Raw genomic sequence first — 23,839 nt, forward strand, 5'->3', positions numbered from 1 at the left:
ACGACCAAAATGGCCGATGATTAGACTATCCCACCCCGGGTGCACTATTAGCGCAAAACCCCCTCAACCTCGTCGGTTCGGAACGACCTGGAAGAGGCGATTTTCGCGCACTTAGGGCACTCGCGTTCGCCAAGTTGCCATCAACGCGGTCGCACATCTACCAATCCATATCGAGCAAGATTCACGATTGTACTTATGGGGTCAAAATTTCCTTTCATCGAACGGGTTTTGCATAACCGCTTCGTTCGGCAGTTACTCGCCAGCGCACTGGATCTGGTGCCCATCGTGGTGGTCATCCTGTTTTTTCAAATCCTGGTAATCCAGCAGCCGATTCCCGAGGCCGGACGGTTCGTTGCAGGCATGCTGCTGGTCGTTTTGGGGCTGACCTTTTTTATGCGGGGCTTGAAGCTGGGGCTGTTTCCGCTGGGCGAAAGCATGGCCCATGCGTTCGTCCGCAAGGGCAGCCTATTTTGGATACTGGTATTCGCTTTCGCACTGGGATTCGGCGCCACCGTAGCCGAACCGGCACTTATCGCCGTCGCCGACGAAGCAGCCCGCATCGCCGCCGACGACGGCGCGATTACAGCTTCGGTAGAGGCCCGCAAATCATACGCACTGGGTCTTCGCCTTACCGTCGCCACGGCGGTGGGATTCGCGCTGATCGTCAGCACGATCCGCATCATCCGCGGCTGGCCGCTTCCTTATGTGATCGTCGGCGGCTACGCTGGCGTAGGCATCATGACGATCTTCGCGCCGCCGGAAATCATCGGCATCGCCTACGATTCCGGCGGCGTGACCACCTCGACCATCACCGTGCCCCTGGTGACTGCGTTGGGCGTTGGACTCTCGTCCTCCATTCCTGGGCGTAATCCCGTGAGCGATGGCTTCGGACTGCTCGCCCTCGCCGCCTTGATGTCCATGATCTTCGTCATGGGATACGGGATATTTGCATGAACGAGTGGCTGCACGAATTCGGAAATATATTGTTGGAGACCCTGCGCGCCGTATCCCCGATCATCGGTTTGCTGGTGCTCTTCCAACTGCTGGTCATCAGAAAACCCTTGCCTCACCCGGGCCGGATTCTCGTGGGCTTTTTGTACGTCCTGCTAGGCGTTGCCCTATTTCTGGTAGGACTCAAAATGGCCCTGTTTCCGATCGGCGATCTGATGGCTCAACAGCTGACCGCGCCGGATTTTCTCGGTATCGAGCCCGATCCTGATCGTGTCCATTGGTATAACTATATCTGGGTCTATCTGTTTGCCGGCTGCATCGGATTCGCCGCGGCCATGGCCGAACCCACCCTCATCGCCGTTGCGGTCAAGGTATCGGAGGTTTCGGCCGGAAGCATCAGAGCCCTGCCGCTCCGTCTCGCGGTCGCCCTCGGCGTAGGCGGCGGACTGGCGCTAGGCACGTTCAGGATCGTTACCGGCGCACCGCTGTACACCTACATCCTTACGGGGTACGCCATCGTAGCCATTCAGACCGTTTTCGCCCCCAAGGTCATCGCCGGGCTCGCGTACGACGCCGGCAATGTGGCCTCGTCGACGGTAACGGTACCCATCGTGACGGCACTCGGATTGGGTCTGGCCGCCGCCGTTCCCGGCCGCAATCCCTTGCTGGACGGATTCGGCCTGATTGCGTTCACTTGTCTAATTCCTATAATCAACGTGCTTGGTTACGGCCAGATCGCCATGTGGTTGAGTCGGCGCAATCAAGCGGCCAACAACGACTAAGGTAGCCTCATATGCGCTTCAAACTGATCATCGCCTTCGTGGAAGACGATAAAACCGAGCTCATCCTGAAAACCGCTCGTGCACATGGCGCTACCGGCGCCACCGTCATCGCCAATGCCCGCGGCGAAGGACTCAAGCGAACGAAAACGTTTTTCGGACTGAGCCTGGAAAGCCAAAGGGACGTGCTGTTGTTCCTGGTAGAGGAGCATCTGACTCGACATATCCTGGAAGCCATCGGCCGTGCGGGCAAGTTCGACGAAAAGCCCGGCACCGGAATCGCGCTTCAGATCGATGTGGAAGACGCCGTAGGGATCACGCATCAAATGGAAAAATTAGCCCCCATCGTCGAGGAGGAACTTTAATGGAAAAGAAGCCCATTATCCGGGTCCGGGACGTTATGAAGACCGATTTCGGAACGATCGACGGCATCGCCACCATCAGCGAAGCCTTGAAGAAAATGAAATCGATGAGAACCTCGGTGCTGGTGGTCAACAAGCGGCACGATGACGACGAATACGGCTTGATCACCGCCGGGGACATTGCTCGGCACGTATTGGCGAAAGATCGTGCGCCCGATCGGGTCAATGTCTACGAAATCATGAGCAAGCCGGTGATTTCGGTGCACCCCGACATGGATATCCGGTACTGCTCGCGCCTGTTCGCAAATCACAATCTCGTACGCGCCCCGGTGCTGGACGGCCGCAACGTCGTGGGCATGATAAGTCCCAACACACTCGTGCTGGACGGGCTTTATCAGATCGTTTGAGGGCCGTTTCCGTCTGTTCCGCCGATGCCCAAATCAGGCAAGGTGAGCCACGGCACTTTTTTGAGCCACTGCTATACTTTTTCGATACGGCATCGAAAAGTTATCCACTGTCAAGACTTGACAGGATTTTGAACAAGCAGCGCTTAGTTAAGGCGATACCGTAAATTATCAATTCATCATTTCGTAATAAATCATCTTCGCAAAATCAATAGTTTACGATTTTAATCCGTCCAACAACCGGGCCTGAAAAAAACCTGGCCAGACTAACGTAAGGCCCGAAAATATCAGGTGCCGCCGCTTTCATCCCCATATTTATCCACAAGGTTGTCCACGAAATCTGTGGACAGGCGACCAGGTTTGTTTGGCTGACTTAGATAAGAACATCTCCCGATCGCGGGAGCCGGTTTATTTTAGTCGTAGGTGGCAATCCCTTGCCGACTACTGCTGCCCTTCCCCAAGAGGTTTTCGTTGAATCGGTGCGGGATCAGTGTCCTCCACCGGTTTCCTGATCCGTCGACACTTTCCTGACCAGAGGCATCAACAAGAGGGAGGCGAAAAAGATAGCCCCCAGCAGATGGAATAAATCGTTGGCGGCCATGACCTCGGCTTCTCGTATCACCCACCGGGAAAGCTGTTTGAGCGCCGCTTTTTCGCTGTCCGGCAAGGGAAATCCGGCCATTTGCGCCTGCAGCTTAGCGATCAAGGCTTCTGCCTCCCGCGAACCCCCGGTCACGGATTCTCGCAACGCAGCGTAATGCTCCTTGATATAGCGCGTTTTCAAGGAACTGGCGACAGCGATGCCGATAGCTCCGCCCAGATTGCGCATCAGATTGAACAGCCCGCTAGCGTTCTTGACCTCGTCCGGCGGCAAGGTACCGAGGGCCAAACCGCTGATCGGCAAGAAACAGAACATCAAGGCGAAGCCTTCCACGGCTTGCGGCCAGAAGAATTCCCAATAGCCGGCGTCGGCGGTCAGACTGCCGTTCATCCAGGCGCCGGTTCCGTAGAGCGCCAGTCCGCCGGCCAGCATCAGGCGCGAATCCAGCACCTTGGATAACGGGCCGGCGAAGAAGGCGGATACGAATTGAAATAAGCCCGTCACCATGACGTATTGACCGATCTGCAGACTGTTCAGCCCCTTGACTCCGGCCAGATACACCGGGATCAGATAAATCATGGTGTAGAGGCCGATGCCGAGGATGAAGCTGAACGCGCAGCCGACAGCGAAATTGCGGTTGCGAAACGCCCAAAGGTCGACGATAGGGTGTTCGAGCGTCAGTTCCCGGTAAAACATCGCGACGCCGCCCGCCGCGGCAAGACAAGCGAAAAACACGATCTCGCCGCTTTCGAACCAGTCTTTCCGAGTCCCCTCTTCCAGCACGAATTGCAGGCTGCCAAGGAAAACCACGATGTACAAAATGCCGCGGAAATCGATCCGATTCAGCAAGTCCCATTCGGGCTCGTCAATCCGCAGGAACAGCCAGGTTCCTAGGCAGACCAGCAAGCCGGGCAAGAGATTGATCAGAAACAGCGCCTTCCAGGATACCGTCTCGGTGAGATAGCCGCCGAGTACCGGGCCCGCGGTGGGCGCGACGGTAACCACCAGCCCCACCAGGATGGTGATCGCCGGTTGCAAGCGGGGCGGAAACAAGGTGTAGATCACCGCGAATATCGACGGGATCATGGCTCCGCCGAACAACCCCTGCAAGGCTCGGAACGCCACCATCGAGGGCAGATCCCAGGCCAGCGCGCAGCATAGGCTCATCAAGGTGAAGCCGCCGCAGGCGAGAACGAACAGATAACGGGTCGATAAGGCCCGGCCCAACCACCCGGACAAGGGAATGATCACCACTTCGGCGACCAGATAGGCGGTTTGTACCCAGCCGATCTCGTCCCGCGTCGCCGAAAGACCCGCCTGAATCTGCTCCAGAGAACTGGCGACGATCTGAATATCAAGGACCGCCATGAATACTCCGAAGATCATGGCGGTAAAACCGATCCATTCGGACGGGCTGACCTCTCTTTCCCGGATCTCCGGACTTTCGCTTACGTGCTCCGGCTCGCTCCCGGCAGTGTCGAGACGGATTTTCTCCGCTGCGCTTGCCGCCATGACGCGCTATCGAACTCGAGTCCTGATCAGGGTAGACGAACCGCGCTTCGATGCGCCGAATCGGCGTTGAAAAAAGACCAGCGGAGAAGTTCGATGAAGCAGAAAACGAATGAACACAGTTGCGACGCCCTAAACTAAACGGTTCAGTTTAGGATAAGTGGGAACTTTACGATTCGCAAACGGTTTGTCTCGGCGGCAACACGCTCTATGAGAATCCAAATCATTCGCCGTCGGAAGCGTCCGACGACATAGATGTCGGAGTAGTCGAAACCCTAATGCGCGTGATAGTCTCGGCCTTCGAGAAATATCCACTTTCGGGCTTTGTTGCAGCCCAAGGAGTCGGTCGCATGGATTCGCATCCCGGAACAGCCACGGCCCATCGTTTTTTCGCCGGCACCGGCGCCAGCTACGACACCATCGTCAGACTCTGCACCCTGGGTTTCGACCTTTGGTGGAAACAGAGGATTGTGGACGCGATTCCTAAAGACGCTTCGCATATCGTCGACCAGGCCTGCGGGACCGGCATCCTGACGTTCAAGATCGCCCGCCGTTTTCCCGCATGCCGGGTCACGGGCGTGGAACTCCGGGACGAATATCTGAATATCGCCAAGGAAAAAGCGCGCGCGCTGAAACTCCGGAATGTGGATTTCATGCTCGGAAAAGCCGAAGACATCCGCGTCGATGGCCCGATCGACTGTATTACATCCTCTTATCTGGCCAAATATGCCGAGCTGGAGAGTCTGATTCGAAACGCCAAGGCCATGCTTCGCCCCGGCGGAGTTCTCGTCATGCACGATTTCACCTATCCCAGCGGTCCCATATTCGCTCGGCTCTGGGAGTTTTACTTCAAAATTCTTCAAATGGCGGGACCCAGATTTTTCCCCGAATGGAAAACGGTTTTCGACGAACTGCCCGGATTTCTCAAACAAACCGCATGGCTGACCGAACTTCCGGAGGTTTTGCGCGAGAACGGCTTCGCCCCGGTGAACGTCGAAACGCTGACCTGGGGCGCGTCGGCCCTGGTGACGGCGACGAAATCCGCGAGCTGAAATTCCGGTGAGCGCTCACTCCAAAGCCCGATGCGTTAAACCCCGTTAAACATGTCGATCAAATCCCGTGGAGCGTCATGAATCATTACTCTCTTGCGGGAGTCGGGCACGAGCCCCGAGACCTCGAGACACGATAATTGGAGACGTCGTTCCATCTCCTCCTCCATGTTCATCCGTGCTTCCTCGAAGCTTTTCGACAGTTCGCACGACAGCGTCGAGCGCTCTCCGGTCAACAGGGGCGTAATCGAGGCTTGTAGGTTCCCGCCGAAGCGGACTATCGCAGGCGCAAGAGCGGCTATGGCCCGAGCGTCGATGACTCCGCTCGACAGGTGATGCTTGATTTCCTGCAAATCGTCGGCGATCTGATACGCTTCGCCGATCAAAACACCATAGCGATAAAACGCATTTCGGACATCCCGCTCGGCACCCGCCGCAAGTGCACCCAGTTCGCAGGCAACGCCGAAAAGCACGCCGGTCTTGAGATCGATGATCGCGTCATAGAGGGATTCGGGCACGGCATCGGCCCGGAGATAAACAGCCAGTTCCGAAGGATCGATGGGTTCCTGAAACGCGCCCTTGGCGATTCGGGCGATCGCACGCGACACCGCCAGGCCATCATCCCGGCTCAAGTCGCTCATCATCTCGATGGCGGAAGCGAAGATGACATCTCCCAAAAGCACCGCTTTCCGCGCCCCCGCCAAGGTCCAGGCAGCAGGTTTGCCCCGCCTGGCGCGATCCTGGTCCACGAAATCGTCATGGATCAGCGTGGCCCCGTGAACAAGCTCCACCGCCACGGATCTCGGCACTGCGGACGACGGATTTCCGCCAAGGCTTTCGTTCACCAGGCACACGAGGGAACCTCTGATCATCTTTCCGCCCCGGAACGTATCGTTCAGCGCCTCATCGGGACGGACATGCAGGCCCTGAAAAAGTCCCTGCAAGGTCTGATCGATCGCTTCAACAAGAATCGGCTTACACCCGCAGCAATAATCCTTGAATCCCTTCACGCCCGCAGTCCTTCTCACATGGCGAAAACCGCTCGGGAGACCATATCACAACTTGGGCAAGACCCGCCGGGATATTCGCCGATATCGGCAGAGAGGTAGCGCCCTAATCGAACACGCGAAACAGCAGCAGGCCCATGCCCAGCACGATGACTCCTAGGCTGATGCTTTTCAAAATCGCCTCGTACCGGATCATCAAGGCCCGATCGGCATCGCCGAGGCCGCCGCCGCATTGCTTGAGCGCCTTGTAAGGCCGCGATGTCTTGATCTCTACCAGGCTGAACAGAGCCATGGACAAGGCGACCGCGATCACGGCGACGGAGAGAGTGTTCGTTTGCATCACGTATCCCGCCAAAACCGGCAGAAATCCCCATGAAAACGCGAACCATCCGTCGGTATGGTAGCGTCCGTCGAACCATTCCAGGTTATAGGCAAAGACGAAGAATCCCTCGACAAGCGCGATGAAGATCAGATTCGGCACGAAACGCACCATGAAGTAGGCTGCAACCAGATAGGCCGCCGCTAGCGAGCATCCCGCCATGAGCCACAGCTGCCGTTTGCCGAACACGTCGCCCCATGGCTTTTTCGCCTTGCTGCCCAGCGCATCCAGGGCATGGGCGCCGATTCCGAGACCCAAGAAGTAAATGAAGGCGATGGCGATCACCCGGTCCCAATGGAGATCGGGTGCCAGCACGGACCCGATCACGGTAAAGGATACGACCATCGCCGTATAGGGCAGAAAAAGAAGGCCGATCGCTCTCCGAAATTTAGGAGAGCCGAATCGGGGAACGAACCATTCGGACCCTCTGTCCGGCTTCGCTGAGTCATCAGGCGTCAACGCATGTCCTCCATCCGGGTTCTAGTAGAAGCACTCCGCCGAATATTTCGGGATGATAGCCTCGTCACGCTTGATCCCGAAAGCACCGTTTGAATCGCTTGCGGATATCACTTGCCCCCAGCTGACTACGGAGAGATACTTACATCGGGGTATTTCGGGGGGCTTCCCCAGTTTCCCAGAAACCCGAAAAAGAAGGCATCGACTTTACCTTTCCGTCGTGCCCGCACGACTGTTTCTCACGGATGGAGATGGATCGTTATGAAACCGAAATCCTCGTTTCGCTCTTGGATGACGCTCGGCATCTTGGTGATGGTGTTTGCCGAATCCACTGCCGAGAATACCGTTCCTCGACCCCGTCATTATCCGGATGCGGTGCAGGAACAAGGCAGCCCCCCGTTTGTCGAGCCGGTAGGATTGCAGGATGCGGTGCAATTCTGGCGCCAGGTTTTCGGGGTGTGGCATCTGAATCAGTTTGCACTCCACGACACCGTTCATTTGGGCGTGGTCTACGACGTGATCAAGCTGCCGGATGTCGATGGCGAGGGTCTGACACATGAGCATAAAGCGTCCGTAGAATGGCACGTCCATGCCCTCGAAAATGAACTTCGGGACTTGGAAGATCGGGTGCGGTTCGGTGCCAGCTTGACCGACACGCAGCAACGACTGTTCGATCTCCTGGTCAGCCACGCCGGCGAAAACGCCGTGTACGGAGCAAGTCAGCGGGTACGCGGTCAACGCGGGCTGCGGGAACGCTTTCTAAAGGGACTCGAAGCCAGTGGCCGCTACGATCGCCTGTTCCGCAGGATATTCCGCGAGGCCGAATTGCCCGAAGACCTCGCCTTGCTTCCCCACGTCGAATCGTCTTTCGTCAATCACGCGCATTCCTCGGCGGGAGCCGCCGGGATGTGGCAATTCATGCGCGCGACAGCTCGCCGCTGCCTTCACCTGAGCCGGGCGGTCGACGAGCGCTATGATCCGGTGTTTGCCACGCGCGGCGCCGCACGGTACCTGGCCCACGCCTATGAAGTGCTCGGCGACTGGGGACTGGCGATCACCTCGTACAACCACGGCATAGGCGGAATGGCGCGCGCCAGAGACGAATTCGGACCGAACCTCGCTCGGATCGTCCGCTATTACCAAGGTTCGACCTTCGGTTTCGCGTCACGGAATTTTTATGCCGAATTCCTTGCCGTGCGGTCGATCATCCAGAATCTGCCGAATTATTTCCCGGCGGGCGTATTCTTCCAACCGCCTCTCAAGCACGATCTCGTCCGTCTAACCGGCTCCCTTCCGGTCACTCATCTGGCGAGACTCCACGGCCTGGAACGCGACACGCTTGCCGAGCTCAACCCCGCTTGGACAACATCCGCGATCAAGGGGCGCACCCTGCTCCCCGCGGGCATCGACGTTTGGCTTCCTCAAGGGACCTTGGAGCGCACCCCGGGCATTTCGGCCTATGAACAACCCGTGCTGGTGGCCGGCGATGACGCTCAGTCCAACAGACGCATCGTCACTGCCTCGCTGATCGATGTCGGAGAGGAGCCGGTGATGATGTCATCGCGTTTGCTCACGACGCCGGCACCGGTCCCGGCAGAGGATATCGTAAAGGGCTCCGGGCGCGGAAAAGCCGTCGCGCAGAAAGCCAAGTCCGCAAAGCTGTCGAAACAAGGGCACCGGGTACATGTGGTTCGCCGTGGCGAATCTCCGCGTCTGATCGCGGCAAAATACGGCGTTGGACTTCGCAAATTGCTGACGATGAACGCGATCACGCAAGGGACGGTGCTTCGGCCAGGTCAACGACTGCGCATTCCGATGAAATCCAGCTGACATTTGAAGGGCTTCGAGGTCTTTTCAGGCAACGAACCGGGAAAGCGGTTAAAGGCGAAGAGATTTGATCCGTAGATATTCGTGCGAAGTTTTACGACTTTTTTACAACAAATGCCGAGTGTTTAATAAGACCATAAACCAATTCTTATTTAACGTCGGAACACCTAACGGCTGGTGTAACTCGCTGCTGTAGCGGCACTATTTGCCTTTTAACGATATAAGCTTTTTGTTGTGCGGCTATATCCATGGCCGAATGATAACAGGAAGATAACGGTAAAAATCGGTATAACTGCTGAGCGGAAGGGTTTTTTGGACAGGACGGTCTTGATGAGCTCGAACACTGAAGCCGTTATGGGATCCGACAGAATCTTTCCAAGGAGGATCTTCATGGCTACTGTTTATATCGACGATCAGGAATTGGTACATCGAGTCCAACAGGGAGACCGGAGTGCTTTCGATCGTCTGGTGCGCAAGTACCAGGCCAAGCTCTTGCAACTGATAGGCCGTTATATCAAGGACCCTCACGAATCGTGGGATGTCGCGCAGGAAGCCTTTATCAAGGCCTACCTTGCACTCCCGAGATTCCGCGGTGACAGCGCGTTCTATACCTGGCTCTATCGAATCGCCATCAACACCGCCAAGAATCACCTGGCGATGCGGCTGCGCCGCCCGTCGGAAGACGAGCTCGATGTCGAAGAGGCCGAGCAGTTCGAATCCGCCGTTCGACTGAAAGACCAGGAAACTCCGGAAGGCTTGGTATTGACCGAGGAACTTGCGCTAACCATTCAGCAGGCGCTCGACAAACTTCCGGGGGAGTTGCGGACTGCTATCCAGTTGCGGGAATTCGACGGGCTGAGCTACGACGAAATTGCCCAGGTCATGCAATGCCCGGTCGGAACGGTCCGCTCGCGCATCTTCCGGGCGCGGGAATTCCTCGACAAGCAAATCGAATTTTTACATTGAGGCATCGGACGACGCGCCAAGGACGACGCGATCCCTCCTCCGTCCTGGCTGGATTAAAAGGATGTTCTATCGGCCGGGATCGAGATGCGATAAAACAGAATAACCGAAGCGTGAGGTTCGAAGGAGAGTCTTGACGACTGGACCTAAACATCCGCTGTTTCGGCGACAAATTCCGCATTTCCGGGTGACTCGACACCAGCGCCCAGCCATCATTACTCTCGGAACATCCTTTTCCATGCGACACCCCGGTTCCTTTCGCTTGTCCTGACACTGATCGAATCATCCCTGATTCCACTCGACGACTGCCACGGGCGCCTCAGGGGAAAGCGCCCTTGGCGATTGCAGAGTAGTTGTCATTGAACAGCGTCCGAGCTCTTTCGGAAATACGCAAAAGTGCCTATGGACGCATGAACGGCCCAGGCAATTCCAAACCGACGGCTTTTTCGGAACACCGGTGTCCATACGTAGACTTGCGGATGTCTTGATCAGGCGCAACACGCTTAAATACGCGTCACTCGAATGTAACAGCCTACCCCTAAGCCTGGCTAAGGATAGGAGTACGGGTTGAACGATTCGAGGCCGAACCATGGATGATTCGGTAGGATTTAGGACATAGCGAAAGGAATGCGGATCTCGCAGGAACAGGATGCTCCAAGATAACTGGACCAGAAAAATACTAAAGAAAAAGACATCGGCCAAAGGCCAGCCGAGAGTCGGTCAAGAGGAGGAGGCGGTCTGGTCCAGTTATCTCATCTAATGCGGTAAGTCTCAGCCGCAATGGGGCTTTCGGCAAAATTCTTATAATTCTCCTTTTCCTGATGCCCTGCCCGGCACCGCTCCCCGTAGCTAACCGCTTTTGATATTCCGCCCGTCCGAGGGGCGTGCGTTCATTCGGTTAGCCGCCTCTCGACAAAACCTTCACCCCTTCCCGCAACCCGCAGTACACTAACCATTTGTGGACCCGTGACCTGACGTCATATGAGGGAACAACGGAGTGAACGTAAAGCGATTGCTGGGAAACGGATATTCGGTTGCGATCGGAGCGACGGCCTGTGTCAGCGCCATAATTCTTGCACTAGGAGCCATTCTCGATCCACCGCCACCGTTGTCCCTGTTCTTGGTCGCAATTATGTTCGGGGCATGGCATGGCGGAATGAGCGCGGGGTTCGCGGCTACCGCGCTGAGCATGGGGGCAAGCGTTCCGCTCCTGGTCATTCTGACCGATTCTATCGACATCCTGAACCCCGCCGAAGCCCTGCGATTGGGACTACTTTTTGGAGTAGGCACAGTGCTGAGCTTTGGGATTTCGCGCCTGCGCAAAGCCGAACGGCGCGCGTTCAGGGCTGCATTGGAGCGCCAGTCGCTGCTCAATCGAGCCTTGGCCGAGCGGCAGCCCCTCGAGGCTGCGCTATACGAACGCGATCAACTCCTCCAGCTGTCGCAAAAGATCGTCCAGGTAGCGAGCTTTGAGGCCGATCTAAGCCAAGACGCTCGTCACCGTATGTCGCCGCAGTGGTACCAGATTTACGGTATCGCGCCCGAAGCGTTCGAACACTCCACCGATGCCTGGCTGAATTTGGTACATCCGGGCGATCGGGATACCTTGAAGTCGGGTATCGAGACGGCGTTCGCGCGGCAAGCGCCGGATTTCAGCAGCGAATTCCGCATCATCCGCCAAAATGACTTCACCGTCCGCTGGATCGAACTGCGAGCCACAATCCGCTACGATGCCGAAGGCCGTCCGGTCCATATGGCCGGAAGCAACATAGACATTACCGAGCGTAAACAGGCCGAACAGACGCTGGCAGCGAGCGAACGGCGGTTCAAGCTGCTAGCCGAAACGTCGGCGAGGCTGTTGGCTACCGATGAGCCGCATACGATTATCGAGGATCTTTGCCTCGCCGTAATGCGCCAACTCGGCTGCGAATGCTTTTTCAATTTTCTGCTCGACGACGCCAAAGGACGATTCCGCCTGAATGCTTCCGCCGGCTTGTCGGCCGAGGAGATTCGCGATCTCGAGTGGCTCGATTGCAACGTGATCGCCTGCGGCTGCTTCGCAGGCGACGGTGAATATGTTGCCGCCGAAAACGTTCGTCATCACGGCGGACTATGTGCTGCCCGTGTCCGAAGCTACGGTATTCAAGCCTACGCCTGCCATCCTCTGCTGGTACAGGGACGCGTCATCGGAATCCTGTCATTCGGCACCAAGACCCGCCCAGTATTTACCGCCGAAGAACTGAATCTGATGAAATCGGTCACCGACCAGGTGGCGATAGCCATGCAGCGGGTTCTCGACCGGCGTTCTCTGCGGGCAAGCGAAGCGCGTTTCCGCACGATCGTGCAGGCCGTCCCGAGCCTTACGTTGGAAAGCGACGCGGAAGGCAACAATACCTTCGTAAGCGAGCAATGGTGCTCTTATACCGGACTGTCCCCGGAACAGAGCGCGGGGCAAGGCTGGCTATCGGCGCTGCATCCCGACGATATCGCGAAGGTTTTGGCCCGGTGGAACAAAGCGGCACGAACCGGCACGTCGTTCGAGAGCCAGTATCGTCTGAGGTCGGCCGACGGCTCGTACAGGTGGTTTATCGCCCGCGCCCTGCCGGATCGCGATGCCGATGGGAAAATCGTCCGCTGGACCGGTTCGCTCACGGATATCGACGATTTGGTACGGACCGAGGAAGCTCTGCGAGCCAGTGAAGCCCGAGCACTCGCAGCCAACGTCCAGATGCGGGCCATCATGCAGACGGCGCGAGTCGCCATCTGCGTCGCCCATGACCCGGAGTGCCGGCTGATCACGGGCAACGTTCAGGCGCATCAATTGCTGGGCGTACCGGAAGGCGAAAATTTATCGGCCGTGCCGGACACGAACGGCGCCGCTCTTTACCGTTTCTTCAACAACGGACGGGAGGTTCCCGCTCAGGATCTCCCCATGTGCCGAGTCTTGAAGACGGGCGAAGTCGTGGAGGACGTGGAACTGGAAATAGTCCGCGCCGACGGCACACGCCGGTTCGTCCTGAGCGCGGCCGCACCGCTATATGACAACACCGGCCGCGTGCAGGGCGCCACGGCCACTTTCCTGGACATCACCGAACGCAAGCAGATCGAGATCGAACGCCAGAAATTTGTTTCCTTCGCCGATCAGAGCACGGAATTTATCGGCATGTGCGACCTGGACTTCCAGCCGTTCTACGTCAACGAGGCCGGTCGGCGCCTGGTTGGACTGGATAGCCTGGAGCAGGCGTGCCGAACGCCGGTGAAGGAGTTCGTCTTTCCGGAAGACCAAGAATTCGTTTATGAAGAATTCTTCCCGCGCGTGCTGCGTGAAGGCCGTGCCGAGGTGGAGATCCGCTTTCGCCATTTTAAAACCGGCGCTACGCCTTGGATGGTTTGCAACGTGTTCTATATCCGGGATACGAACGGCGAACCGGTGGGATTCGCGACGGTGAGCCACGACATTACCGAGCGTAAACAGGCCCAGCAGGCATTGGCGGCAGCGAACGACCGCTTGGCGGCCGATTTGGAGGCTATGACGAGACTGCAAGCGGTCGGTGCGCTCTTCGTACGGGAGGACGGGCTGCCGGTTGTACTCGATCAGATCGTGGAAACGGCTATGGCCATCGCAGGCGCAGATCGCGGCCACATTCAACTGGTCGACACGCCGTCCGGCTCTCTCCGGATCGTTGCTCAGCGAGGCTTCGGGCCGGCTTACGTCGATTTCTGGCATAGTGCCCATGTGGGGCCGGGGCCCTGGGGCGCTACGATGGAATGGGTAAAGCGCGTGATCGTGGAGGACGTTACCCGAAGTCTTATCTTTAACGACGCGCGGGAGCTTCAGGCGATCCTGAACGCGGGGGTGCGCGCGGTCCACTGCACCCCACTGCTGAGCCGCGGCGGCCGATTGTTCGGCGTGCTTTCGACCCACTACGGAACACCCCACTGGCCGGACGAGCGGGCATTGCGCCTGCTCGACCTGTTGGCGCGTCAAACCGCGGATATTATCGAACGAGCCCAGACCGAGACCGCTCTCAAAGAGGCCGATCTTCGCAAGAACGAATTCATCGCCATGCTGGGCCATGAGCTGAGAAATCCGCTCGCCCCGATCCGCAACGCGGCTCATTTGATACGCAAGTTCGCCCCGCCGAACCCGAGGATGCAATGGGCGCAGGAAGTCATCAACCGACAAGTGGATCACCTGACCCGGCTGGTGGACGACCTTCTGGATGTCTCACGGATCGTTCAGGGCAAATTGAAGCTTCAGAAAACGCCGGTGGATCTCACCGCCCTTCTTCATCAAACCATGGAGGCCACTAAACCGCAGCTCGATGCCCGCCGCCATCTGCTTACCGCGGCCCTGCCGAAATATCCCTTATGGTTCGAGGCCGATCCGGTGCGCTTGACGCAAATGGTTTCGAACTTGCTGGATAATGCCAACAAATATACCCCCGCGGGGGGACGGATCTGGCTCGGCGTGGATCATACGGGTAACGAGGTCGCGATTTCGGTGCGCGACAACGGCGAAGGTATCCCCAGCGCGCTGCTGCCGCATCTTTTCGACGTGTTCACCCAATCGGAACGGACGCTGGATCGCGCTCAGGGCGGGTTGGGTCTCGGATTGACCATCGTACAGAAGATCGCGGAATTGCACGGAGGGCGGGTGGAGGTAAAAAGCGAAGGCCCCGGCAAGGGCAGCGAATTCATCGTGCGGCTGCCGCTCGGCGACTGCAAAGCGGAGACGGAAGCGAAGCCGGCGTGTAACGTACAGAGCGCTTGATGGCCGGCTGCCGCAGAGCAGGACGTCCCTCAAGGACTCTCGGCTTGGGGACGTTAAGCGGCTGCCGTCAGTACTACGCCTCGATAACCAACATCACATTGTTCGTCACGACCCAGCTGTAAAAGGCAACGGACGAGGTCAGGGTCGCCTTGATCCAGCGGCTTCTCGCCTTATGCCGGTCGCTGAATAAAAACGCGATGAACGCTAGGCCCGCGGCCTTGATCAGGACGATCGAATATCCGAGCCCCACCAGTTCGGCGGAAAAATTGAGAACAGGATTCGCTTCTTCCAAACCGGAAAAGCTCAGCCCGAAGTAAGTCACTATTCCATCTGCGACTTGCAAGAGTGCGAACAGGATTATCAATATGGCGTACATACAACGGCTCCAAAGTTTCGACACGGAATGCCGGTCCTCGGCATTGCCACGCACTAAAAGATCATCCAACGGCGAAATATCGTCTCTTCCAGTATGGAAAAATGACAGGCGTTATGCCTTCGACCCTTTCTGTCCCGATTAATGCAAGTCGCGTTCCATAAGGCCGGATGAATTGATGGCGGAAAACGCATCAAGAATCGCGGGTCTGCCTCCCGACAATATTAGCCCGCATTTCTCTGTTCTCCTGCCGCGCGGTCCGTACGATGCCCTGGCTGCGGCGAAATGTGAGAAATAGGGCTTAGAAGTAGAGCATAGCAGAAGAATATCATCGAATGCTAATAGCATTAAATTGGTGCATTGGCGGATATTCATCGACCGAGACGGTGATTGATTCAGCCACCCGACCGCTTGACGGTCCAGCCCTGTTTGGACAGGTCTTCTACGACCCGTTCGCGATGGTCTCCCTGAATCTCGATGACGCCGTCCTTGACGGTCCCGCCGGAACCGCAGCGCTGCTTGAGCTGTTTGCCCAAGTTTTCAAGACCCGTGGCGTCCAGCGGAACCCCCGTGATTACCGTCACGCCCTTGCCTTTGCGTCCCTTGGTTTCCAGGCGCACCCGCACGATGCCGTCCGATTTCGGCGCCGGCGGGTCTTTCTTGCAACGGCATTCGGCGACGGGTTTGCGACAGGCCGGGCACATCCGTCCAAATTCGGTGGAATATACGAGACCGCCGTTTGCCGGGTGTTTTCGTGAACTCATAGTGTTATTCGATTATGACCGAATGCTCGGACGCTAGGGCAACTCATTTCCGACTAGCGACCAATAGGCATTTCCCTTACCCGCCGCGACCCAGAGAACAACTTTCCGGCAAAGTGCGGAATTCGTCAACCGCGCCCGGGCGTTTTTGGCCAACGGCTGCGGCGGCGCTTTTCTGATGCATGTAGTTCCGTTCGGGATACCAGCTTGAAAGTTTATCCACTGTCAAGACTTGACAGGAACTTCAGCAAGCGGCGACTTATCACTGCTCCCCGTAAATTATTAATTCATTATTTCGTAATAAATTAAAACCTCAGAATCAACTACTTACGTTTTATCTTGCTGCGAAACCAGGACCTGAAAAAAACCTAGCCAGGCTAACTTAAAGCCCCGTGAGATCAGGTCCCGTCCGTTTTACCCCCACACTTATCCACAAGGTTGTCCACGGAATCTGTGGATAGTCAAAAAAGCCGCACGCCGGCCTCTCGCAACAGTAACCCTTCTCCTAACACCAATTTCACCGCCTGTTCGCGGGTTCTTTGGTATACGTTCCTTTCGGTAACTTTTGCATTCAACACCTCCATAGCATAGTTTGAAACTTTGGTGTCCTCTTTTTCCGGCTTACCTCACATCGGTTCAAGCTTGCTGATGCGCAGCCAATAACCGCTCGACAGCCTCGATCTGCTCAGGATTTCCGAGCAGGCCGATGCGGTCCCCCGGAAGAAATACGGTCTGGGTGGACGGGTTCACCACGAGTTCGTTCTTGCGTTTGATGGCCACCACGTTTGCGCCGGTGCGCGCCCGGAACGCAGCTTCGCCCAGTGTCTGCCCTACCATTGGGCTTTCCGCGGGTATTTTTCGCCAGGAAATGTCGATCAACTCGTGGGCATCGAGCAAGTCTCTCAGCAGCGCGTGCTCGCCGTGTGCCTTGACCAGCGCATCGTAGTGCTCGCGCCGAACCGTGTCCGCGTAATGCCGCACTTCATGCAACGGAAACCCCAGCTGCAACAAGGTGTGCCGGATCACCTGCAAACTGCCTTCGAGCTCCGGATGGATCACCAGTTGCGCACCCAAGTCGGAAAGCCGTTTAACGCCGGCCCGGGTTGCGGCGCGAGCGATGATCGGAAGGTCCGGGGCGATGTCCCGGGCTGCCGCAACCGTCAGTTCGGTGGCGGCTTCCTCGGACAAGGTCACCACGAGCAGACGGGCCCGGTGCAGCGCGGCGTGAGTCAGAATGTCGGAATTGGCGGTATCGCCCAGGAGCGTGGGAATGCCCCTTTTCGACAACCGTTCGATTCGGTGGATGCGGGAATCGATCACCAAATAAGGAATCCCCAGTTCGCCCATGATATCGACGATGTGCGAACCGACCCGCCCGTAGCCGACCACCACCACATGATCGGCCACGGAGTCCTCCACCGGCGTCTGCGTCGAGCCGTGCCGATTCAGCCATCGCCACAGTGGCCGGATGGCCCGCAAACTGCGCTGCAGCGGGTCGACTGCGTGCAGCATGAGCGGATTGACGATGATGGATAGCAATGCAGCCGCCAGAATCGTCGAATGTTGCCCCTCGTCGAGAAACCCGAGGCGCAGCCCGGTCTGATCCAGAATGAAGGAAAATTCGCCGATCTGACACGAGCCCGCCGCCACGACGAGAGCGGTGCGGGCCGGTCGAGGGAACGGCAAGACCCAAAGCCCCGAGACGATGAACTTTCCGATGACCACCAGACCGGTGAGAATGAGGACCGGTTCGAGGTGCTGCACCAGAAAGCCCGGATCCAGAAGCATGCCGACGGATACGAAGAACAGGACGGAAAAGGCCTCCCGGAACGGCAGCAGATCGGATGTGATGCGATGACTGAGCGGCGATTCGCTGACCACCGCGCCCGCGACGAAAGCGCCCAATGCCAACGAAACGCCGAACAACTGCGAGGCGCCCAGGGCGATTCCCAAAGAGATCGCCAGGATGGCCAAAACGAAGAGTTCACGGGAGCGGGTATGGGCCACCCGCAGCAACAGCCAGGGAATGAAGCGCGTGCCCACGAACAACATGAACACGAGAAAGCCTAAAGCGGACAGCAAAGCCAGGCCGAGGGTGTTCCAATTTATGGATTCTCCGGTGTCAGCCAGGTTAGGCATGATCATGATGATCAGAACGGTGGCGATGTCCTCCATGACCCGCCAGCCGACCGCGACCTGTCCGTCCGGGGTATTCAGCCAGCCGCGGTCCATGAAACCGCGCAGCATGACGATGGTGCTGGCGATGGACAGCACGAAACCCAACACCAACCCCGCCATGGGCGTCCAGCCCCAGAGCTGGCTGAGTCCGAACCCCAAAGCCAGCATGGTCAGCATTTGTCCCAGCGTGCCCACGACGGCGATGTCGCGCACTTTCCACAGATCCGCGAAGGAAAAATGAAGGCCCACGCCGAACATCAGAAAGACGATGCCCAATTCGGCCAATTGGTTGATGGTTTCGGGATCGGCTAAATACCCTGGCGTAAAAGGACCAATGACGACGCCCGCCAACAAATAACCCACGATGGGCGGCAGGCCTATGCGTTGAACGATCAGCCCGCCCAGAAACGCGAAGCTCAGCGTAGCGGCGATATTTTCAAGCAAACTCAGACTGTGCATATGTGGGGATATAGGCGATCAACGGATTTGCCTCATGCCAGTCATCGCGCAAGGGGAACTTTCGCGCGGTCTGAAAAATTCGACCTGCGGCGGCGATACCCCGCTCCATCTGCCGAACCGTTCGGAACGGCTACTGCTTGGAGCTCGCACGGGGTTGGTTGCGATGCCATCCTCGGCCGGGACATCACACTGGGTTAGTGTACCGAAAAGTGACAAGTACTCGTGCGACGATCCGCAAAAATCGGCGAAGTGCCTGCAAGAGCCGTCGAGCAGACCACGGGATACGATCGCATTTACCGAAATAGTCCCTTCCCGCCCCAAACAGGGGCGCAACAGCACCTTATGCGAGCGGATCGACCGCCGATTTGGTCTAATGATTGCCGAAGGCGACCGATCGGCTGTCGCCTCACTGCAAGCTCGATCAAGAGGAAGAGTCGAATTATGGACAACACCGGATTAGCTTCGCCTCCGAGGCCTCGTGAACCGGCGCAGCCGGGCGATGCCTCCGAGAGCATCGATCGCCTGCGCATTCTCTCGCCACGACGGAAATCGACGGCGGCTCGCTCGCTCGATGAACTGGTAGAGGAGCAGCTCGCCCATTTCGGTATCGATCCCCAAACGACTTTCGGCCAAACGCTGGCACGCGTGTCGCGGCGGATGTACGAGAGCTGCGCCGATATCGACCGGCTTTGGGTCGAAACCGCGGAGACTGTCCAAAGCCTGGATCGTTCCGACCGGATCGCCTATTTCAACGCGAAAAAGTTCCTCTCGTTTCAACTGGCGAAATTGCTCGACAACTTGCAGCGCCCTAACCGGCGCTGTTACCAGAGCCTGAATTACAGTACCGCGACGACCGCCAGCAAAGGACCTTACAGCGTCTTCGACAACGTTCCCGCGATTTTCTCCGCGAATCCGGTCATTACCCGCACGGCGACGTACGTCTACGCCTGCGCCGAGTGGATAGAAGACGCCTTCCAGGGCAAGGAGCGGCTTCTGGAAATCTATTCGCGACTGCTTAACCCGACATCGATCGCATTGGCCCATCACATCGTCGATCTTGAAGCCGGACCTTATGCTAACGAGTATTTCGCCTGGAACTTCAACAGCGGAATGGCCGCCATCGACGGAGTGCTGTCGCACGTTCTCGGACGCGACGACATTCTGATCACCAGCCGTAATGTCTACGGCGGCACTCATCAGCTCATCCACCACTGGTTCGCTAAATCTGCGAACCTGGAAATCGCCGTCGAAACCTTCGACGGCTATACCGTCGACGATTTCCTGAAAGCCTGGCAGCGTGCTCTCGCCGGATACGCCGACCGTTTCTCGGCCGGGCGGCGCGCCTACGTCTACCTCGAATCGCCGTGCAACCCGCACGGCTATGTGCTGGACGTGCCGGCCATTTGCCGGGAAGCCCACCGGCTCGGACTGCGCGTCATCCTCGATTCCACCGTCGGCACACCCTTCCTCTACACCCCGCTGCAGCGCAAAGATCGCGCGGAGCGCCCGGATTTCGTCATCCACAGCTATACCAAGGATCTTTCCGGCAGCGGCTCGGTCATCGCCGGCGTCGTCATCGGGCGCAACGAAGACATGTTCACCCCCAAAGGCGATTCGATGAACGGCGTCCCGTGGAACGAAACCCTGTTCTGGAACGTGTATTACGTCAAGGGCGCGTTTCTCAACGCCGATGCCGCTTTCGACGTACTCCAGGGACTGCGTACGCTGGATGTGCGCATGCTCAAGAAATGCATCAACACGCAGATACTCGCGCGGTTCTTGGCCGCCCATCCGAATATCACGGTCCACTGCAATGCGCTGCCCGACAATCCCAACCGCTTGATCATGAAGAGGACCGCGACGCTCGGGCTGCCCGCACCGCTGTTCACCCTGGATATGGGCGATTTGCCTCGGGAAGCTTTCCAGCGGTTCTTCGACAACCTGTCGCCGACTTTCGGCCATATGATCAGCCTCGGCCAGAGCAACACGATCGTGGCCTGTCCGGCCCTGACCACGCATTCGGAACTGGACGAAAAGGCGCTGCGCGAAGCCGGCATCTCGCCGACCACCATTCGCGTCGCCGTCGGCGACGAAGATCCGCTCGATCTGATCCTGCATTTGATCGGCACGGCCCGGCTGACGATCGACCCGGTCGTACCGGGTTTCTCCGAAGGCTTCGGATCCTGGGCGGCGGCGCGGGAGCTGGTTCGAACGACTTATCTGGATTCGCACCGGAAATATATCGAGGCGAAGACCGCTCAAAGCTCCGAGTGAAATATAATTCTAAGGAACTCCAGGCTTACGCGAGGCGCGAATCCATGAAAAAGCGGCTGGGCATGATGTGCTTGATTTGCGGGCTGACCGGGTGCGCCCACTCGTTGTCGGAGCCGACCGCAAGGTCCATTTATTTGCCCAGCGGCGAACCGGCCTATCAGATCACCTGCGAAGAGCGAGGGCTCGCGAAAGACAGCTGCTATCGGAAGGCCGGCGATCTCTGCGGGACGCGGGGATACGACGAAATCGGTTTAAACGACGAACGGCAGATGAATGAAATTTTCGATATGGTGACGGGAGCCATCCGGCAGGGAAAAACGGCGCCCATCGTCGAAAAAACGATCGTGATCCGGTGTAAACGGCCGTCGGCCGGAGCTCGCCTGTAGCGAAGGCGGTATATGTCGTGCATCCGCTAAAGCGGCGCACGGCTCCCACATTTTCCGGTCTGGTATAGCACTTCCTGGCTATAGTAGGTCGGGAATCCCTTCCCGACACCCTGGGTCGGCAAGCGGGCCTTGTCGGCAAAGGATTGCCGACCTGCGATCTGTTCGGCGCCTTCAGTCGCGGGCTGAAGCCCGCTCCCACATACCGTCTAACGCCCATCATTCTCTTCGTCCCGACGTCTCTGCCGGATGAGGCGGCGCGACATCGGTGTCGCCTGCTTGACCTCGATCACGCGATCGAGCTGAGGCGGCGGCGCGCCTTGGCCAGTCTTCTGCTGGTACGCTAGAGAGTCCTGCCGGCTGCGAACGAGATAACCCGCGACCGCGCCGCCGGCAGCGGCGAACGTCAGCAAACCCACCGTCACCAGCTCGATGGCCAAGAGGATCGCTCCGATACTCAGGAGAGCGAAAAGCCCGAGGCCGAGTTTGATATTGGCCCTGCGGTTGGCGCGGCTCACTTCGCGGACCAGCCGCTGATGAGTTTCCTCGAGCGTCGCCCGCTTATCGGTTTCCGCGGCGACCAAGAGATTCTCCCGTTCTCGGGCAAAGCTGTTCCGGGCTTCGGCCAGTGCGTCTTTCTTCACATGATCGGCGATAGAGCCGAACCACACGGAAATCAGCAGCGTGATGATGAAGGCGAGCAACCCGAGCGGAACCCAGTCCGTCTCGCCGGAAGCCCCTCTCGCCGCCATTACCACGCCGACCGTCGCCGCTTCCACGACGAGGATTCCGGGCAAAAACCTGAACATGGACATCGCGTTGATACCTTAAAGATTGGATTGGCAAGAAGCCTTGGCTTGGAGTCGGGTGCCGGTCAAAGCGTTCCTTATGCGGACATCGGCCGAAACCATACCGGCCCCCTCGCATTCGCAAGAAGACGAATCGTGGCGGAAATTGCCGGCAAGGTCTAGCCGTCAGTAATCGTCCGTATTGCCAGGGACGTCCGGAAAGATAATCGTGTTTGTTTGCTATCCGAGCTGTTCAACTAAAACAACAGAGGCCTAATAATGGCGCCCCCCAAAGTCTTGGCCATGGTCTTGGCTGGCGGCGCGGGCAACCGCCTTCTTCCACTCACGGCTGAACGTTCGAAACCGGCGGTTCCGTTCGGCGGCCGGTATCGCATCGTGGATTTCGTGCTGAGTAATCTGGTCAACTCCGAAATCCATTCGATTTACCTGCTCGTCCAATACAAGTCCCAATCCTTGATCGAGCATGTGCGCAGGGCTTGGTCGATATCTCATTTGATTGCGGGACATTTCGTCACCGTCGTGCCTCCCCAGATGCGGGACGGACCGGACTGGTTCCAAAGCACCGCCGATGCGGTCCACCAGAATCTGGGGCTGATCGATCATCACCGCCCCGACGTGGTGGCCGTGTTCGGGTCCGATCACGTCTATCGCATGGACATCAATCAAATGGTCCGCTTTCATCTCGATCAACACGCGGATGTCACCGTCGCCGCTCTGCCCATGCCGCTGGAGCAATGCTCGGCCTTCGGCATCATCCGTCCCGATCATACCGGGCGGGTGGCGGAGTTCGAGGAAAAACCGGCCAGCCCGAGGCCGATGCCCGGCAATCCCCGGAGAGCGCTCGCGTCCATGGGCAATTACATCTTCAGCACCGAGGTATTGATCGACACGCTCAAAGCCATTCGGCCATGCAGCGAACAGGATTTCGGGCGGGACGTCCTGCCGCGGCTGATCCACACGCATAAGGTGTGCGTTTACGATTTCGCCTTGAACCAGGTCCCCGGAATCAAACCGTACGAAGAGCAGCCTTACTGGCGCGATGTCGGCACGATCGAGGCTTACTTCGCGGCTCATATGGATATGCTGGGCGCGGAACCACGCTTTGAGATTTTCAATCCGAGCTGGCCGATCTATTCCGACAATTATCTCGGCCCGGACACCCGCATCATCGACGGCGAAGTCCGGAACAGCATTCTCGGCGCGGGCACCATTATCCGGGGCGCCAGGATCAACCGTTCGGTGATTCGGCGCGAAGTGATCGTCGAGCCGGACGCGGATATCGACGAGTGCATCATCATGGATTACACCGTCATCGGCCGGGGCTCGAAACTTCGCCGGACCATCGTCGATCGCTACAACATCATTCCGCCCGGTTCCGTCATCGGCGACGGACGATATCTCGACAAAAACCAAAGTCCGGCATCCCCGCCCCGGATCACCATCGTACCGAAAGGCAAGCGCGGCTCGGCTTCGGTTTATTGATCGACCGGCCGGAACGCTCCGGCTTTCCGGCGCGAACAACCCGCACCGGATACTGGCCG

Annotated in this window: 18 protein-coding genes; 11 read left to right on the forward strand and 7 right to left on the reverse strand. The window is 57.9% G+C overall.

Annotation, left to right across the window (positions count from 1 at the left end):
* Positions 1 to 195 precede the first annotated feature (195 nt).
* Genes ACR2R1_RS09455 through ACR2R1_RS09470 form a run of 4 tightly spaced genes read left to right on the forward strand, consistent with a single transcriptional unit; the run spans position 196 to position 2,499 of the window.
* Positions 196 to 954: a DUF1538 domain-containing protein gene (locus ACR2R1_RS09455; protein ID WP_347258287.1), complete on the forward strand. Its 759-nt coding sequence runs from the start codon at positions 196 to 198 to the stop codon at positions 952 to 954.
* A complete protein-coding gene (locus ACR2R1_RS09460; protein WP_077729417.1) occupies positions 951 to 1,733 on the forward strand; it encodes a DUF1538 domain-containing protein in 783 nt (260 codons plus the stop codon). Before ACR2R1_RS09455 ends, ACR2R1_RS09460 begins: the two co-directional genes overlap by 4 nt.
* 11 nt (positions 1,734 to 1,744) lie before the next feature.
* Positions 1,745 to 2,095, forward strand: coding sequence for a P-II family nitrogen regulator (locus ACR2R1_RS09465; RefSeq protein WP_077729416.1), 351 nt, complete (start codon positions 1,745 to 1,747; stop codon positions 2,093 to 2,095).
* Complete coding sequence (locus ACR2R1_RS09470) at positions 2,095 to 2,499, forward strand: CBS domain-containing protein (protein ID WP_086134291.1); 405 nt, start codon at positions 2,095 to 2,097, stop codon at positions 2,497 to 2,499. Before ACR2R1_RS09465 ends, ACR2R1_RS09470 begins: the two co-directional genes overlap by 1 nt.
* Positions 2,500 to 2,983: 484 nt before the next feature.
* On the opposite strand, the gene ACR2R1_RS09475 is transcribed toward ACR2R1_RS09470, so the two are convergent.
* Positions 2,984 to 4,609, reverse strand: coding sequence for a DHA2 family efflux MFS transporter permease subunit (locus ACR2R1_RS09475; protein WP_086134290.1), 1,626 nt, complete (start codon positions 4,607 to 4,609; stop codon positions 2,984 to 2,986).
* Positions 4,610 to 4,956: 347 nt separating this feature from the next.
* Between ACR2R1_RS09475 and ACR2R1_RS09480 the strand changes: the two genes are divergently transcribed.
* Positions 4,957 to 5,658, forward strand: coding sequence for a class I SAM-dependent methyltransferase (locus ACR2R1_RS09480; protein ID WP_077729492.1), 702 nt, complete (start codon positions 4,957 to 4,959; stop codon positions 5,656 to 5,658).
* A 35-nt stretch (positions 5,659 to 5,693) separates the two neighbouring features.
* Here the strand turns inward: ACR2R1_RS09480 and ACR2R1_RS09485 are convergent, their stop codons facing one another.
* Both ACR2R1_RS09485 and ACR2R1_RS09490 read right to left on the reverse strand, forming a co-directional pair.
* A complete protein-coding gene (locus ACR2R1_RS09485; RefSeq protein WP_434113835.1) occupies positions 5,694 to 6,665 on the reverse strand; it encodes a polyprenyl synthetase family protein in 972 nt (323 codons plus the stop codon).
* A 103-nt stretch (positions 6,666 to 6,768) separates the two neighbouring features.
* A complete protein-coding gene (locus tag ACR2R1_RS09490) occupies positions 6,769 to 7,386 on the reverse strand; it encodes a hypothetical protein (protein ID WP_434113838.1) in 618 nt (205 codons plus the stop codon).
* Positions 7,387 to 7,758: 372 nt separating this feature from the next.
* Between ACR2R1_RS09490 and ACR2R1_RS09495 the strand changes: the two genes are divergently transcribed.
* The 3 genes from ACR2R1_RS09495 (at position 7,759) to ACR2R1_RS09505 (ending at position 15,061) form a co-directional block, all read left to right on the forward strand.
* The gene (locus tag ACR2R1_RS09495) at positions 7,759 to 9,327 is read left to right on the forward strand and encodes a lytic transglycosylase domain-containing protein (protein ID WP_077729409.1); all 1,569 of its coding nucleotides are present in this window, start codon (positions 7,759 to 7,761) and stop codon (positions 9,325 to 9,327) included.
* Positions 9,328 to 9,714: 387 nt separating this feature from the next.
* Positions 9,715 to 10,290 (forward strand): RNA polymerase sigma factor RpoE, encoded by a 576-nt coding sequence (rpoE, locus tag ACR2R1_RS09500; protein ID WP_077729405.1) that lies wholly within the window; start codon positions 9,715 to 9,717, stop codon positions 10,288 to 10,290.
* Between the two features lie 994 nt (positions 10,291 to 11,284).
* Positions 11,285 to 15,061: a PAS domain S-box protein gene (locus ACR2R1_RS09505; RefSeq protein ID WP_434113842.1), complete on the forward strand. Its 3,777-nt coding sequence runs from the start codon at positions 11,285 to 11,287 to the stop codon at positions 15,059 to 15,061.
* 73 nt (positions 15,062 to 15,134) lie between these two features.
* Here the strand turns inward: ACR2R1_RS09505 and ACR2R1_RS09510 are convergent, their stop codons facing one another.
* The 3 genes from ACR2R1_RS09510 to ACR2R1_RS09520 all read right to left on the reverse strand — a co-directional run bounded on the left by ACR2R1_RS09510 (position 15,135) and on the right by ACR2R1_RS09520 (position 18,817).
* Positions 15,135 to 15,437, reverse strand: a complete 303-nt coding sequence (locus ACR2R1_RS09510) for a DUF5658 family protein (RefSeq protein ID WP_086134286.1) — start codon at positions 15,435 to 15,437, stop codon at positions 15,135 to 15,137.
* 392 nt (positions 15,438 to 15,829) lie between these two features.
* Complete coding sequence (locus tag ACR2R1_RS09515) at positions 15,830 to 16,198, reverse strand: translation initiation factor Sui1 (protein ID WP_133717420.1); 369 nt, start codon at positions 16,196 to 16,198, stop codon at positions 15,830 to 15,832.
* Between the two features lie 633 nt (positions 16,199 to 16,831).
* Positions 16,832 to 18,817 (reverse strand): cation:proton antiporter domain-containing protein, encoded by a 1,986-nt coding sequence (locus ACR2R1_RS09520; protein WP_434113845.1) that lies wholly within the window; start codon positions 18,815 to 18,817, stop codon positions 16,832 to 16,834.
* Positions 18,818 to 19,273: 456 nt separating this feature from the next.
* Here ACR2R1_RS09520 and ACR2R1_RS09525 point away from each other — a divergent pair, with 456 nt between their 5' ends.
* Positions 19,274 to 21,106 carry a trans-sulfuration enzyme family protein gene (locus ACR2R1_RS09525; protein WP_434113848.1) on the forward strand — a complete coding sequence of 611 codons (1,833 nt, stop codon included), beginning with the start codon at positions 19,274 to 19,276 and terminating at the stop codon, positions 21,104 to 21,106.
* Positions 21,107 to 21,150: 44 nt separating this feature from the next.
* Positions 21,151 to 21,492, forward strand: a complete 342-nt coding sequence (locus tag ACR2R1_RS09530; protein ID WP_139841082.1) for a hypothetical protein — start codon at positions 21,151 to 21,153, stop codon at positions 21,490 to 21,492.
* Positions 21,493 to 21,698: 206 nt separating this feature from the next.
* Here the strand turns inward: ACR2R1_RS09530 and ACR2R1_RS09535 are convergent, their stop codons facing one another.
* Positions 21,699 to 22,298 (reverse strand): hypothetical protein, encoded by a 600-nt coding sequence (locus tag ACR2R1_RS09535; RefSeq protein ID WP_434113851.1) that lies wholly within the window; start codon positions 22,296 to 22,298, stop codon positions 21,699 to 21,701.
* A 258-nt stretch (positions 22,299 to 22,556) separates the two neighbouring features.
* Between ACR2R1_RS09535 and glgC the strand changes: the two genes are divergently transcribed.
* The gene (gene glgC, locus ACR2R1_RS09540) at positions 22,557 to 23,780 is read left to right on the forward strand and encodes a glucose-1-phosphate adenylyltransferase (protein ID WP_434113854.1); all 1,224 of its coding nucleotides are present in this window, start codon (positions 22,557 to 22,559) and stop codon (positions 23,778 to 23,780) included.
* Positions 23,781 to 23,839 lie beyond the last annotated feature (59 nt).

Origin of the sequence: Methylocaldum sp. GT1TLB (assembly GCF_051027445.1) — a bacterium.
Classification (GTDB): Bacteria; Pseudomonadota; Gammaproteobacteria; order Methylococcales; family Methylococcaceae; genus Methylocaldum.